This window comes from Gluconacetobacter entanii, assembly GCF_003206495.1.
Lineage (GTDB): Bacteria > Pseudomonadota > Alphaproteobacteria > Acetobacterales > Acetobacteraceae > Novacetimonas > Novacetimonas entanii.
On record NZ_NKUF01000016.1, the window covers coordinates 42,357 to 56,273 of the forward strand.

Below are 13,917 nucleotides of genomic sequence, written 5' to 3' on the forward strand. Positions count from 1 at the left end.
TCAGAATCCGTACCCCACGTGGCCACTGTTGCTGTTGTGCAGGTTGCGATAGCGCGACAGCGCCATCAGCGGGAAGAACTGCCGGTATCCATGATACCGCAGGTAGAACACCTTGGGGAAACCGACGGCGTTATACGGCTCTTCCGCCCATTCGCCGTCCTTGCCCTGCGTGCGCGCCAGATACGCCACCCCGCGCGCGACCGCCCTGTCATCCTTCAGGCCGGCCGCCATCATGCCCAGCACGGCCCATGCGGTCTGCGACGGCAGGCTCTGGCTGTATTCGCCATGCGGGCCGCCTTCATAGGATTCGCAGCCTTCGCCCCAGCCACCATCGGCGCGCTGCTTGCGCCGCAGCCAGTCGGTGGCGCGGATGACCATCGGGTCGTCCTTTGGCACATTCGCCACGTTCAGCGCGCACAGCACCGACCATGTGCCATAGATGTAGTTGGTGCCCCACCGGCCGAACCACGACCCGTCCGCCTCCTGCTCCCTGCGCAGGTAATCAAGGCCGCGTTCGATGCACGGGCGGTCTTCCCAGTTATCAAGCTGTGCGAGGAAGGAAATGCAGCGCGCCGTGACATCGGCGGTCGGCGGGTCAAGCAGCGCGCCATGATCGGCAAAGGGAATGTGGTTGAGCACGTCGAGGTCATTGTCGATGTCGAACGCGCCCCATCCGCCATTGCTGCTCTGCATGCCGATGATCCAGTGACGCGCACGCTCCACCGCCTCGGCATTCGCGGGATCGCCCTCACGGTGCAGCAGCATGCCGACCACCGCCGTATCGTCCACGTCGGGGTAGTAGTCGTTATTGTACTGGAACGCCCAGCCACCGGGCTTCACATCCGGGCTGTTCATCGCCCAGTCGCCCTTCACATCAAGGATCTGGCGGCCACGCAGCCATTCGGTGGCCTTCGCCAGTTTCCGCTTCGTCTCCTCGGGCGCGATGCCATCGAGACCGGCGGCGGATTCCATCATGGCGTGCCCCGCAAGGCCGGTATCCCAGATGGGCGACACGCAGGGCTGGCAATAGGTTTCCTTGCCCTGGTTGACCAGCAGGCGCTGCACCGCCTCCCACGCCGTCACCGCGCGCGGGTCGCTGTCGGGCACGCCAAGCGCGCGGAACATCATGACCGTATTGGCCATGGCGGGATAGATCGCGCCCAGTCCGTCCACGCCATTGAGGCGCTTTTCAATAAAGTCCACGGCGGCACGGATGGCGCGACGGCGGGTTTTGCGCGGGAAAAACCGCTCCGCCGGGTGCAGCACCCTGTCCAGATACTGGAACACATATCCCCAGCGGGAACGGTACGGCCCACGGACCCAGTCACGCACCCTGTCCGGCGGGGTGACGAACAGTTCGGGGATATGGATGCCGCGCGGGTTGAGCGCGCGTGGCCGCACCGCACCCAGCACCAGCAGCGGGGCGATGACCGTGCGTGACCAGTACGACATGTTCCATATCGAAAACAGCGCCCTGCGCGGCATCAGCATCAGTTCGACCGGCATGGCAGGCGCGGCATGCCACGGCACCTCGCCAAACAGGGAAAGCTGCAGGCGGGTGAACACGTTGGTCCGTTCCGCGCCGCCATGGCTCAGGATCGCCTCACGCGCGCGGACCATGTGCGGGGCGTTGAGGTCGTCACCAACGGCCTTGAGCGCGAAATACGCCTTCACCGATGCAGAGAGGTCGAATTCGCCATTTTCATACAGGGGCCAGCCACCATGCGCGCCCTGGATGCGGCGCAGATAGACACCGATCCGCTTTTCCAGCGCAGGGTCGATCCGGTCGAGGAAATGTTCCAGCAGGACATATTCGGCCGGGATTGTGGCGTCGGCCTCCAGATCGAAAACCCAGTGCCCGTCCGCATCCTGCCGCTGTCCCAGCGCGGCCTGCGCACGGGTGACGGCAGCATCGAGGTCCCCCGCAGGCAGGGGCGCATCCAGCTTTACCGCACGTGTCGCGGCGGTCCTGCGCGTCGTGGTGGTCTTGCGGGCCGGGGCCTTGCGGGTTGTCGTTTCGGGTTTCTGCGCCATTGTTCCATGTCTCCCCCATCCTGCGACAGGGGCCTGTTCCAGATTTCAAAAAGTTTTTGGGTGCCGCCTTTTTTCAAAAAGGCGGCGTTCTTTGAAGCTTTTTGCAAAAAGCTTCACCAAAAACTTTTATCAGTTTATCAGGGGACCTTACCCGCCGTGACGCTGGCGGGTGGCCCGTGCGGCCGCAACGCCGGAGCGCAGCGCCCCCTCGATTGTGGCTGGCAGGCCGGTTTCCGTCCAGTCCCCGGCCAGCATCAGGTTGGGCAGCATCGTGCGCGTGCCCGGCCGCAGGCGGTCCTGCGCAGGGGTCGCAGCAAAGGTCGCGCGCTTTTCCCGCACGATGCGCATGGGGGGCATCTCCACCGGCAGGGCAACGGTCAGCGCGGGATCAAGGGCCGCGCGCACCTCGCCCCAGATGGTGCGGGCCAGCGCATCGGTATCGCATGCGGCGTAACGGTTGGCCGCGCTGACGGTCACCGACAGGATGTGCCCCTTGATGAACACCCATTCGCTGATGCCGCCCACAAGGCCGATGAAGCGCGCCTGCGCCAGCGCGCCGGTCGCCACGGGGGCGTAAGGCAGGGCGAAATGCGCGTTCACGATGGCCTCGAACTCATCCGGGGCGCTGAAGCCGGGCACGCGCCCGTCAAGCAGGGAGGACGCAACCGGCGCGGGCGTCGCCATGATGACGGCATCGCCCGGCCCGACCGGGATCTCCTGCCCCGTGGCGCGCAGCATCGTGACATGCCCGTCCTCCACCTCCACCGCGCTGATGCGCACGCCGGTATGGACCTCCGCCTTCATGAGCGCGAGGTGCGACAGCGCGGGATCGACGAAGCTTTCGGACAGCCCTTCACGCGGGAAGCGCGGCAGGCAGTGCCGCCCCCCCTGCGCCAGGCTTTCACGCACCACCGCACCCAGCAGGGCCGCACTGCCGACATCGGGCATGGTGTTGAGGACGGAAATCGCGAACGGTTCCAGAAGGCGCGATGACAGTGCGCCGGGTTGCAGGCATTCCGACACCACGACGTCTGGGTCCGCCTCCATCAGGCGCATCAGGCTGCGCAGTTCACCCAGTCGCATGCCCGGCACGCGGCGACGGCGCGACAGCACCCATAGCGGGATTTTCCCGCGCGACAGGTCCAGCGTCCAGCGTGCCCTGTCCCCAAGGTCCATGAAGGGAAAGACCGGGCGCGCCGGCCCCGTCAGCGTGTCCTGCGACCCAATCAGGCCAAGATAGCGGTTGACCGCCCGGTTGCCCGACAGCAGCAGGTGATTGCCATTGTCGATACGGCAGCCAAGGTGCCTGTCCTCATACGAACGCGCCCGCCCGCCACAGGCCGGCCCGGCCTCGTACAGCGAAACATGTTCCCCAACCCCGGCCAGTTCGACCGCCGCCGACAGGCCGGCAAGGCCACCGCCGACGATATGGATATGCCCGCTCATGGATCAGGCCACCAGTGCGCGGGCGGCAATCAGCAGCTTGCGCGGGCGTGAGAGCGACACACGATGCGACAGGTCGCGCCATCCCTGGCGTTCCTGTGCTGCGAGGATCGCGGCATAGGTCGCCTCCATCACACGCGCGGGACGCATGGCGCGGCGGTTGCACCGGCGCATCGCGGCATCGGCGGCGCGGAAATGGTCACGCGCCCGCCCGGCCAGGATGCGCCCCACCGAATCCAGTCCCGGCGCGTGGCACGCACCTTCCGGCGTCAGCGGCACATCGAAGCGCGACAGCAGTTCGGCAGGCAGGTACAGACGCCCGATCCGCGCATCCTCCGCCACGTCACGCAGGATGTTGGTGATCTGCAATGCGCGCCCGAGGTGATAGGCGACCCTGTCGGCTTCGGCCGAGGCATCGCCGAACACCCGCACCGACAGGCGCCCCACGGCGGAGGCGACGCGGTCGCAATACAGGTCGAACGTCGCCTCGTCCGGGGCAACGATGGGGCCGCGCGCATCCATTTCCATGCCGTCGATCACGGCATTGAAATCCTCCTGCCGCAGGCCGAACATGCGGATGGTCGCCAGCAGCACGCGATCAAGCGCGTCGTCCGCCTGTCCCGCATACAGCCGCGCGATCCGCGCGCGCCATGCGTCGAGCCGGTCGCTCTTGTCCTGCGCCTCGCCTTCGTCATCGGCTATGTCATCGACCAGGCGACAGAAGGCATAGACGGCATACATCCCGTACCGCCGGTCCGGCGGCAGGATCTGCATGCCCTTGCCAAAGGACGTGCCCGACGCCTTCACCACCGCCTCGACCTGCGCAAGGTCCGTGGGGTCGCATCCCAGGGGCGTCGTGCCATCATGCCGCGCGCGCAAAAAAACCATCCCCGCGTTTTCCGTTCAATCCAAGGTTCACAATGTCTTCCGGACGTTCTTTAACGGCAATTCCCCCAACGGCAAAATCCATCCGCCAACCCGGCCTGCCCGGCTTCAGCGGCGGATGACGCGCAGCGCACCGCCCATCGCCGCCAGCACGTCGCCACGCGACAGCTTGACCCGCCCCGCCAGAGGGTCCTCGCGGCGCAGGCGCGCGGCAAGGCTCTTCGACAGGCCGACGATCACCGCGCACTCCATGCGCATGCGCCGGTCATGCACCAGCGCGGGCAGGCGGGCGGCCTCGTCATTAAGGACATCCACCCCGTCCAGCATCGCGTCGAACACCCGGCGCAGCGCGGGCAGGGCGAAGGGTCCGTACAGGTCCTCCACCTTCGCGCCCTCGCGCTCCATCCATTCACGCGGGAGGTAGCAGCGGTCGAGCGCACGCAGGTCATCGGCGCAGTCCTGCAGGTGGTTGATGACCTGCAACGCCGTGCACAGCGCATCCGACGGGCCTGCCGTCTCCGGCCCCTCGCCATGCAGTTCCAGCAGGAAGCGCCCCACGGGATTGGCGGAATAGCGGCAGTATTCCAGCAGTTCGTCCCAGGTCTCATACCGGTTCTTGACCGCGTCCTGGCGGAAGGCGACGATCAGGTCGGTCGCGGTTTCCACCGGGACACCGGTGCGCGCGAACATCTCGCGCACCTTCACCGCCGTCTGCGCATCGGGGCGGGCGGGGGCGGCAACCGTGCCGCGCACCACGCCCTCCATGGCGTTGAGGCGGTCGATCTTCGCCTGCGGGTCCAGCTTCGTGCTGTCCACGATATCGTCGATGACGCGGGCGAAATCGTAATAGGCGTGGACATTCGGACGCTGGTCGCGGCTGATCAGCAGGGAGCCTACGGGAAAGTTCTCGTCCCCCGCGCCCTTGCCTGACGATACGTCCTCGCTGCCCCATGCGTCGTGTTCGGCTGTACTCACCCTATGTCATCCCCCGTCATCGTCCTGTTCATGACCGCACCGTTCCCTTCGGAACGGATATAGGTCGAGATTGCCCCATCGGTATCGGTATAGGCGCGACTTTTCCACACCACGCCCCGGCCACGATGGTGATTGATGGCCGACCCGATGGTCGCCAGCGTATAGAAAGCGGCCACGACCGGCAGCAGCAGCGCCCATGCGGGCATCAGGTTGAACCGGCGCAGCGTGGGGGTGTACGACGCCATCGACATGACCCATGCGGCCGCGCCAAGCAGGCAGGCCGTGCCATGGGTGAACAGGGCGAGTTCCATCGGCACGATCCACACCACGATCATGCCCAGCACCGTGCCCATCAGCATCCACGGCGAATATCCCAACTGCACATAGGCCGTGCGCGCCACCATGCGCCAGATGTCGTGCGGATGGGGATAGGGCCGGATGGAGCGCGCAAGGCAACTGTGCCCCAGGAAGATCTTCCCGCCCCCATGCTTGATGCGCGCGGCCAGCGTGCAGTCGTCGATCAGCGCACCGCGCAGGCTGTCGATCCCGCCGATGCGCGCCAGCGCCGTGCGGCGCACAAGGATCGTCCCGCCCGCGGCACCCGCCGTCCTGCTGCGCGGGTTGTTCACGCTGGCGAAGGGGTAGAGCAGGGCGAAGAAGAAGACGAAGGCCGGGACCAGCATCCGTTCGGCGGGGCTTTTGCAGTTCAGCTCCACCATCTCCGACACTTCATCAAGGCCGGAGCCTTCGGCCTTGGCCACAAGGGTGGAGATGTGGCGCGGGTCATGGGTGATGTCCGCATCCGTCAGCAGGATGAAGCCATCGCTGTCGGGGCACAGGCGCGCGGCCTCGGCCACGCCCTGGCTTACGGCCCACAGCTTGCCGCTCCATCCGGCCGGGCGGGACTTGCCCGTCACCACAGTCAGGCGCTTTTTCGGGTCGGCCACCTTGCGCGCCAGCTTCCCCGTCCCGTCGGTGCTGCCGTCATCGACGATGATGACATGCAACTCCCCCGGGTAATCCTGCGCCAGCAGGGAGGAGACACACTGCCTGATCGACGGCGCCTCATCGCGCGCGGGCACCACGACGCAGACATCGGGGCACCGCCTGCGGTCAAGCGCCCTGCCCGCCACCGGGGCAAGGATCGGCCCGGCCTGCCAGAAACGCCCGTGGAAGAAGATCAGCCACCCCCAGATGGCCAGCGCCAGCCCCGCAACGGCGATGAGCAACATGTCGCGGACCTCAATCGAGCATGCCATGCTGGCGGAACCAGTCGATGGCGTCCTTGACGGCTTCACGCGCGGGACGGGGGGAATAGCCCAGTTCCCGGATCGCCTTGTCGGAGGAGAAGAACATCTTCTTGTGCGACATCGCCAGCATTTCGCGCGTGACGCGCGGGGCGATGCCGAACATGCGCGACAGCCATTCGCTGATGATCGCGATGGGCCAGATCACCGCCTGCGGCAGGCGGATGCGCGGCGGCGCCACACCGGCGATTTCCGCCGTCATGGCGAACAGGTCACGCAGGAGGTAGTTCTGACCGCCAAGGATGTATTTCTCGCCCAGGCGCCCGCGCTCCAGCGCCAGCGCGTGCCCTTCGGCCACGTCATCGACATGGACGATGTTCACGCCCGTATCGACATAGGCGGGCATCCGCCCCGCGGCGCAGTCGAGGATCATCTGCCCCGTGGGCGTGGGCTTGATGTCGCGCGGGCCGACGGGGGTGGAGGGGTTCACGATCACGGCAGGCAGCGCGCATTCATGGACCAGGCGCAGGACTTCCTGCTCCGCACGGTATTTGGAGCGCTTGTAGATCCCGATCACGCCATGTTCATGAACCGGCGTCTCCTCGTCGCACACCGTCCCGTCGCCGATCAGGCCAAGCGCCGCGACGGAGGAGCAGTAGACGATCTTCTCCACGCCCGCGCGCTGCGCCGCGAGCATGAGCTGGCGCGTGCCCTCCACGTTGGCGATCATCATCGGCACGGGATCGGGCACCCACAGCCGGTAATCCGCGGCCACGTGAAACACGTAGCGGCATCCGCGCACCGCCGCGTCGAAGGTGGACGGGGTGGACAGGTCCCCATCCACCAGTTCGCACGGGATATCGCGCAGGTTGGTAAGATCACTGCCCTTACGCACCATCAGGCGCAGCGAATGGCCACGCTCCAGCAGGTTGCGGGCGACAGCAGAGCCGACAAAACCGGTTGCACCGGTGACGAGCGTTGGGGCAGTCATGACCTGAACGAGCACTCCGTGACAGAATTCAAGATTGCGATACGGACTCGCAACCAGCAGGAATTACCATTTATCCCGACACCTCGCGGTGGCGCCAGACCCTGTCGTGGTGTAAGTCAGGCCCGCACTGTCACTTCGGGCGGACATTGCGACCGCTTTTCGGCTTAACAGACGCATTACGGATCTTTCTTGAGAAAGCTTACCATCCTGCTGGCCTTCCTTGGCCTGGCCCTACTTACCGGTTGCACGGCGTGGCTTGGCGCGGGCTCCGTCATGAAGGCGATCGTGTCGATCGGCTTCGTCGGATTCATGGCGACCGTGCTGGCGCAGCTTGCAGTCGATGCAATACTGGGTCTTGCATGGCACGCGGCTTGTCGTGACATTTCCGTCCGCCAACTGCTGGTCTCGCGCATGATTCGTGATGCGGCGGCGTCATGCCTGCCCTTCTCCCAGCTCGGGGGGATGGTGATCGGCATCCGCGCGACATGCTCCAGCCACCTGTTCGCGGGGCGGCGCGGCCGCACCATCAGCGGGCCGGAAGCGGCGTGCGCGAACCTCGTGGACATCACGACGGAGGTGATGGGCCAGATCCTGTTCATCCTGACCGCCGTGCTGTGCCTTGTCGCCCACCAGCAGTCCAGCCCCTTCGCCAAGCCGGTGATCATCGGGCTTGTGCTGCTGACGATGGGAATCGGCGGGTTCATCTGGACGCAGCAGCACGGGGGATCGCTGCTCAAGCGCGCGGGCCGCATGCTGGGCCACAACATGGCGACGCAGTGGCAGGACGCGATGATGAGCAGCGCCGACAGCCTGCAGGAACGCTTTGACGAGATCTGGTCCCATCCCCGCCGCATCGCGGAGGCCGCGTTCCTGCATTATATCGGCTGGCTGGGCAGTGCCGCGACGATCTGGGTTGCGTATTATTTCCTTGGCGCGAAGCTCAGCTTCAGCGGCGCCATCGCCATCGAGGGCGTGGCCTGCGGCATCATGTCCGTCTCCTTCCTGGTCCCCGCAGGGCTTGGCGTGCAGGAAGCGGCCTATATCGCGCTGGGTTCGGCCTTTGGCATCGCGCCGTCCATCTCGCTCGGCCTGTCGCTGCTGCGACGCGGGCGCGAACTTGTGATCGGCATCCCGATGCTGCTGGGATGGCAGGCCATGGAAATGCGCAGCCTGCGCCACACCCCGCAGCAGGACCGCGAGGAAGCGAAGGAGGCAACCTCCCCCGTCGCCGCCCCGTCCACCACCCCACCGGGCAAGTAGCCCTTCCGCCCCGCACAGATCCCATCCGGTGCCGCCATGACCGCAACACCTTCCGCCCCCCTGTTCGACAGGCTGGTCATCATCGGACCGGGCCTGATCGGCTCCTCCATCCTGCGCCGCGCCATGCTGGATCGCAGCATCGCACGCGAACTCGTCGCCAGCGACATCAACCCGCAGGTCTGCGAACGGGTCCGTGAACTCGGCATCGCCGACCGGGTGGTGCAGGATGCGAAAGAGGCCGTGCGCGACGCGGACTGCGTGATTTTGTGCGTGCCGGTGGGGGTGATCGGCACGGTTGCGGCGCAGGTCGCACCAGCGATGAAGCCCGGCGCGATCCTGAGCGAGGTGGGATCGACCAAGGTTTCGGTCATCAACGCCGTGCTGCCCGCGCTGGCGTCACGTCCCGATATCGCCTTCGTGCCCGCGCACCCGATGGCGGGCACGGAATATTCCGGCCCGGACGCGGGATTCCACAGCCTGTTTGAAAACCGCTGGTGCCTGCTGCTGCCGCTGGAGAACACGCCTGCGGATGCGGTGGCGCGTATTTCCGCCATGTGGGAGGCGATGGGCGCGCGCCTGCGCACCATGACGCCCGAACATCATGACCGGGTCTGCGCCATCGTCAGCCACCTGCCGCACCTGCTGGCCTTCACCATCTGCGGCACGGCGGACGACCTTGCGGATGAAACACGCTCCGAAGTGCTGGATTTCGCGGCGTCGGGCTTTCGCGACTTCACCCGCATCGCGGCGTCGGACCCGACGATGTGGCGCGACATCTTCCTCAACAACCGTGAGGCACTGCTGGAGATGCTCGACCGGTTCATGGCCGATGCGCAGGCCATGGCCGACGCCATCCGCAGGGGGGATGACACGATCATCGTCGATCGCATCACACGCGGGCGCGCCATCCGGCGCACCCTGATCGAAAACCATCAGGCCTGAAATTCATGAAAGTTTCTGGGTGTCGCCTTTTTTGAAAAAGGCGACGTCCTTGAAGCTTTTTGAAAAAAGCTTCACCAAAAACTTTTATTACTTATCAGTGCTTTATTACCTTATTTTACCCGTGCGACACGCAGGGTATTGGTGCTGCCGGTCACGCCAAAGGGCAGGCCCGCGGCAATGACCACCGCATCCCCCGGCCCGGCGCAGCGCGACAGCGTTGCGGCCTCCAGCGCCTGGTCCACCACGGTCTCGATGCCATAGACCGGCACCTCCTGCCCCGCCGACAGCGCGACGACGCCCCATGCGACACACAGCCTGCGCGCGATCTCATCCGTGGGCGTCAGGCCAATGATGGCTCAGTCGGGCCGTTCGCGCGAAATGCGCAGCGCCGTACGCCCCGCCAGCGTAAAGGCCACGATGACCGGCGCATCCACCGACACCGCTACCTGCCGTGACGCGGCGGCGATGGCATCGGCCACCGTACTGTCAACCGGCGGCGGGGTGGCGGCCTGCATCGTCAGGTTCCATCCCGCATCCCCTTCCACGCTGCGTACGATGCGGTCCATCATCTCCACCGCCTCACGCGGGTAATCGCCCACGGCGGTTTCCGCCGACAGCATGACCGCATCCGCCCCGTCGAACACCGCCGTCGCCACATCCGACGCCTCCGCCCGGGTGGGGGTCGGGGCATGGACCATGCTTTCAAGCATCTGCGTCGCGATGATGACGGGACGGCCCATGCGGCGTGCGATGCGGATGATCTGCTTCTGCGCCACCGGCACCTGTTCGGGCGGCAGTTCGACGCCAAGGTCGCCGCGCGCCACCATCACCACGTCCGACAGGGCTATGACCTCATCCACGCATTCCATGGCCTGCGGCTTTTCCAGCTTGGTCAGGATCCAGGCCTGCCCCTCCACCAGTTCGCGCGCCTCGCGCACGTCCTCCGGGCGCTGGACAAAGGACAGGCCGATATATTCCACCCCCAGTTCGAGGGCGAAGGCGAGGTCCGCGCGGTCCTTTTCGGTAATGGCGGGAATCGGCAGGACCACATCGGGCACGTTGACGCCCTTGCGGTCCGAAAGCGGCCCGCCGACCATCACCTGCGTCAGGAGGTGATCCGCGCCCTTTTCGCACACCTCCAGTCGCAGCCTGCCGTCATCAAGCAGCAGGCTGCTGCCGGTCGCAGCGGCCTCGATGATTTCGGGATGCGGCAGGTGGACCCGCGTCTCGTCACCGGGACGGGCGTCGAGGTCGAGGCGGAACATCGCGCCGGGCCGCAGGGTGACGCTGCCTTCGGCAAAGGTGCCGACCCGCAGCTTCGGCCCCTGCAGGTCGGCCAGCACGCCAAGCGGCCGCTGGAGTTCAGCCTCCACCGCGCGGATGGTCGCATGGCGCTGCGCATGTTCGGCGTGCAGCCCATGGGAGAAATTGAGGCGGAACACATTGACGCCGGCATCCGCCAGCGCACGTATGGTAGCGTAGCTGGACGTGGCCGGCCCCAGCGTCGCCACGATCTTGGTGCGTCGCTGGTCATGCGCGAATAAAGGGTCCATCGGGAATCCTCTTTGCCGGACGGACGCGACATGCGCCCGTCACGGCCCTTGCCTGAACCGACATTCCCGATGCGTGCCCGACAGGCGTGCAGGCAGCAGGGAATGCCCCGTCACCGCACACGCCCGACCATAATCAGGACGGCGCGATGACTTCCTGCGGCAGAAGCCCCCACAGCGCCTGGCGTTCCAGCCAGCCGGAGTACTGCTTCACCGTGACCTGGCACCAGCCCGAACCCGCCGGGCACTGGCGCAGCGTCCCCACCACTCCGGGCTTGAGCACCGCGACGATGGAGGACGTGGGATCGGCCTTCGCCCGCAGCATGACGCCACCGGGCACGGCCGCCGCCTGCGCGGCGTCAGCCACGTGCCCGACGATGCGGCTGTCGGCGCGGCCGATGACATCCGTTTCCTTTTCGGATGGCTGGCCGGTCTGCTGCGTATCACCCTGGACTGGCTGCCCCGGTATGACAAACGTGCGCGTCCCCACCAGGGTTGCCTGATGCACCCATCCTTTCTGCCCGTCCGCGCCCTCCACCAGACGCCAGACATCGAATTCACGCTCGATCTTCACCGGCAGGCCACGACGGTGGTACACCCAGTCGATGGGATAACGCTGTCCCGGTCCCGCGCGCAGGTTGACCTCGTCCGCGCGGAACGCGGCAAAGCGCGGCAGCGGCAGGCCGGTCACGCTGCCCTTGTCCGGGGCCATGCCGGCGGCGGCGGGGGGCGCGGTGGCACCGGACGCGACGGCGGCGGCACCTGCCGCCGCAGCACCCGCCGCAACCGGGGCCGCGACCACCGCCGGGTGGGGATGGTGATGTGCGGGCGCAGCAGGGGGGGCGGTGGCCGCGGCGGCGGCATGCTCATGCCTGTGGGCCGCCTTGTGCCCGGCATGGGCCTCCTTCTTTTCCTTTTCCGCCGCCGTTCCCTTGTGATGGTGCGCGCCATGATGATGGGCATGGTGCGCGCCCGCCTGCGTCGTGGTGGAGGCTGTCGCGGTCGCCGCCGCATACGCGCCCCACGTCATGCCGCCCCCCAGAAGGGGCACCAGCACGGCCGCGACATGCGCGACACCCCACAGGTGACGCGACCGCATCCCGAAGCGGGAGGCCGCCAGAGTGTTCACCGCCCGCGCGGTGGAAACATGCGGTGCACAAACATGCCGCGTGCCTTGCGCCATCGCGTTCCTCGATCCTTTTATAACGTTATGACCTGCCGCCCCCGGGCGGCATCCAGGAATGTCGGCACCCCCGCGACACGCACCGAAGCCAGCAGCGCCTCGTGCCGCAGACCACATAGCCTCAGTCCCGCCTCGCACGCCAGCAGGTCGCAGTCCAGTTCCACCACCGCGTCACGCAGGGCCTCGAACGTGGCGACCCCGCGTGCCGCCATTTGGGCATCCTGCCCTGCATCGCGCAATCCGCGCCAGTCCCGCGCCAGCGCCTGCACGCCGCCCCCCGCCGCGAACAGCACGACCGACCGCCCGAGCGCAAGCCCCGATGCCGCAAGGACCAGCGCATAATGTGCCCGTTCGTACCCCCCGTCGAGCAGCAGGATCGCAAGATCCTCCGGCGCGGGCGCGCCGCCGCCGGATGTCACCGCCGTCACGATGCCGCCACCGGGTCATGCGCGCACGCCGCACCGGCAGGCGCGCCGTGATGGGCCGAAAGGTCATGGATGGTGGCATGGTCCCCGCACAGGTGGCAGTCCGGGTCCCGCGACAGGCGGATGGTATGGAACCGCATCGCCAGCGCATCCCACACCAGCAGGCGCCCCGACAGCCCCTCCCCGATGCCGAGGAGTTCCTTGAGCACCTCCGTCGCCTGCAGGGTGCCCATCACGCCGGTCACCGCGCCGAACACCCCGGCCTGCGCGCAGGACGGCACCATCCCCGCTGGCGGGGCGGATGGATACAGGCAGCGGTAGCACGGCCCCCCGTCATGCGGGCGGAAGGTCGAAAGCTGCCCCTCGAACCGCAGCACCGCGGCGGAAACCAGCGTGCGGCGTTCCAGCGCGCACGCATCGGCCAGCAGGTAGCGGGTGGCGAAATTGTCGCACCCGTCGCACACGATGTCATATCCGCGCACCAGTTCGCGCACATTGTCCGGCCCCAGCCGGATGTTATGACAATCGACCGTGACACCGGGATTGAGCGCGCGCATCGCCTCCGCCGCCGAATCGACTTTTGCATGGCCGACCCGCGCCGTGACATGGGCGATCTGGCGCTGCAGGTTCGACAGGTCCACCACATCGTCATCCACCAGACCGATCCGCCCCACGCCGGCGGCGGCAAGGTAAAGCGCGAGCGGGGAGCCAAGCCCCCCGGCCCCGATGATCAGGACACGGGATTTCAGCAGGGTTTCCTGCCCCGTGCCGCCGACCTCCGGCAGGAGGATGTGGCGTGCGTAGCGCTGTATCTCGTCTTCGGAAAAATCCATCCGTCACCCCCGGCCCGATGTTGTTTCAAGGCCCGTGGAGCCCTTGATAAAATCACAATTTCGTGATGTCATGGGTGTCATTTCATGAAACCAATGCATGCCCGATATGTTTCCAGTATAGTGCGGGCTGACCGCGAAACCACCATGGG

11 protein-coding genes and 1 pseudogene are annotated in these 13,917 nt (G+C 66.7%); 2 read left to right on the forward strand and 10 right to left on the reverse strand.

Going from position 1 to position 13,917, the window contains the following annotated elements; all coding sequences use genetic code 11:
* The 6 genes from shc to hpnA all read right to left on the reverse strand — a co-directional run bounded on the left by shc (window position 1) and on the right by hpnA (window position 7,575).
* Window positions 1-2,034 carry a squalene--hopene cyclase gene (gene shc / locus CFR72_RS08865; protein ID WP_244182226.1) on the reverse strand — a complete coding sequence of 678 codons (2,034 nt, stop codon included), beginning with the start codon at window positions 2,032-2,034 and terminating at the stop codon, window positions 1-3.
* A 147-nt stretch (window positions 2,035-2,181) separates the two neighbouring features.
* Window positions 2,182-3,480, reverse strand: coding sequence for a hydroxysqualene dehydroxylase HpnE (hpnE, locus tag CFR72_RS08870; RefSeq protein ID WP_110913610.1), 1,299 nt, complete (start codon window positions 3,478-3,480; stop codon window positions 2,182-2,184).
* Window positions 3,481-3,483: 3 nt separating this feature from the next.
* Window positions 3,484-4,365 (reverse strand): presqualene diphosphate synthase HpnD, encoded by an 882-nt coding sequence (hpnD, locus tag CFR72_RS08875; protein WP_110913611.1) that lies wholly within the window; start codon window positions 4,363-4,365, stop codon window positions 3,484-3,486.
* A 105-nt stretch (window positions 4,366-4,470) separates the two neighbouring features.
* The gene (gene hpnC, locus CFR72_RS08880; RefSeq protein ID WP_110913612.1) at window positions 4,471-5,337 is read right to left on the reverse strand and encodes a squalene synthase HpnC; all 867 of its coding nucleotides are present in this window, start codon (window positions 5,335-5,337) and stop codon (window positions 4,471-4,473) included.
* Window positions 5,334-6,569: a glycosyltransferase gene (locus CFR72_RS08885; protein WP_110913640.1), complete on the reverse strand. Its 1,236-nt coding sequence runs from the start codon at window positions 6,567-6,569 to the stop codon at window positions 5,334-5,336. Before CFR72_RS08885 ends, hpnC begins: the two co-directional genes overlap by 4 nt.
* A gap of 10 nt (window positions 6,570-6,579) precedes the next feature.
* Window positions 6,580-7,575, reverse strand: a complete 996-nt coding sequence (gene hpnA / locus CFR72_RS08890; protein WP_110913613.1) for a hopanoid-associated sugar epimerase — start codon at window positions 7,573-7,575, stop codon at window positions 6,580-6,582.
* Between the two features lie 189 nt (window positions 7,576-7,764).
* Between hpnA and CFR72_RS08895 the strand changes: the two genes are divergently transcribed.
* Together CFR72_RS08895 and CFR72_RS08900 are read left to right on the forward strand one after the other, a co-directional pair.
* Window positions 7,765-8,835 (forward strand): lysylphosphatidylglycerol synthase domain-containing protein, encoded by a 1,071-nt coding sequence (locus CFR72_RS08895; RefSeq protein ID WP_110913614.1) that lies wholly within the window; start codon window positions 7,765-7,767, stop codon window positions 8,833-8,835.
* A gap of 36 nt (window positions 8,836-8,871) precedes the next feature.
* Window positions 8,872-9,777 (forward strand): prephenate/arogenate dehydrogenase family protein, encoded by a 906-nt coding sequence (locus CFR72_RS08900; RefSeq protein WP_110913615.1) that lies wholly within the window; start codon window positions 8,872-8,874, stop codon window positions 9,775-9,777.
* 110 nt (window positions 9,778-9,887) lie between these two features.
* On the opposite strand, the pseudogene pyk reads toward CFR72_RS08900, so the two are convergent.
* The 4 genes and pseudogenes from pyk to CFR72_RS08920 all read right to left on the reverse strand — a co-directional run bounded on the left by pyk (window position 9,888) and on the right by CFR72_RS08920 (window position 13,768).
* Window positions 9,888-11,330 (reverse strand): annotated as a pseudogene (pyk, locus tag CFR72_RS08905) (pyruvate kinase).
* A 133-nt stretch (window positions 11,331-11,463) separates the two neighbouring features.
* Complete coding sequence (locus tag CFR72_RS08910) at window positions 11,464-12,510, reverse strand: SH3 domain-containing protein (RefSeq protein ID WP_110913616.1); 1,047 nt, start codon at window positions 12,508-12,510, stop codon at window positions 11,464-11,466.
* A 17-nt stretch (window positions 12,511-12,527) separates the two neighbouring features.
* Window positions 12,528-12,938 carry a DsrE family protein gene (locus CFR72_RS08915; RefSeq protein ID WP_233044701.1) on the reverse strand — a complete coding sequence of 137 codons (411 nt, stop codon included), beginning with the start codon at window positions 12,936-12,938 and terminating at the stop codon, window positions 12,528-12,530.
* Window positions 12,935-13,768 (reverse strand): HesA/MoeB/ThiF family protein, encoded by an 834-nt coding sequence (locus tag CFR72_RS08920; RefSeq protein WP_110913617.1) that lies wholly within the window; start codon window positions 13,766-13,768, stop codon window positions 12,935-12,937. Before CFR72_RS08920 ends, CFR72_RS08915 begins: the two co-directional genes overlap by 4 nt.
* Window positions 13,769-13,917: the final 149 nt, after the last annotated feature.

Coding starts and splice junctions, on each gene's coding strand:
- shc (WP_244182226.1), bottom strand. CDS start 2,034: ATGGCGCAGAAACCCGAAACGACAACCCGCAAGGCCCCGGCCCGCAAG.
- hpnE (WP_110913610.1), bottom strand. CDS start 3,480: ATGAGCGGGCATATCCATATCGTCGGCGGTGGCCTTGCCGGCCTGTCG.
- hpnD (WP_110913611.1), bottom strand. CDS start 4,365: ATGGTTTTTTTGCGCGCGCGGCATGATGGCACGACGCCCCTGGGATGC.
- CFR72_RS08885 (WP_110913640.1), bottom strand. CDS start 6,569: ATGTTGCTCATCGCCGTTGCGGGGCTGGCGCTGGCCATCTGGGGGTGG.
- hpnA (WP_110913613.1), bottom strand. CDS start 7,575: ATGACTGCCCCAACGCTCGTCACCGGTGCAACCGGTTTTGTCGGCTCT.
- CFR72_RS08900 (WP_110913615.1), top strand. CDS start 8,872: ATGACCGCAACACCTTCCGCCCCCCTGTTCGACAGGCTGGTCATCATC.
- CFR72_RS08910 (WP_110913616.1), bottom strand. CDS start 12,510: ATGGCGCAAGGCACGCGGCATGTTTGTGCACCGCATGTTTCCACCGCG.
- CFR72_RS08920 (WP_110913617.1), bottom strand. CDS start 13,768: ATGGATTTTTCCGAAGACGAGATACAGCGCTACGCACGCCACATCCTC.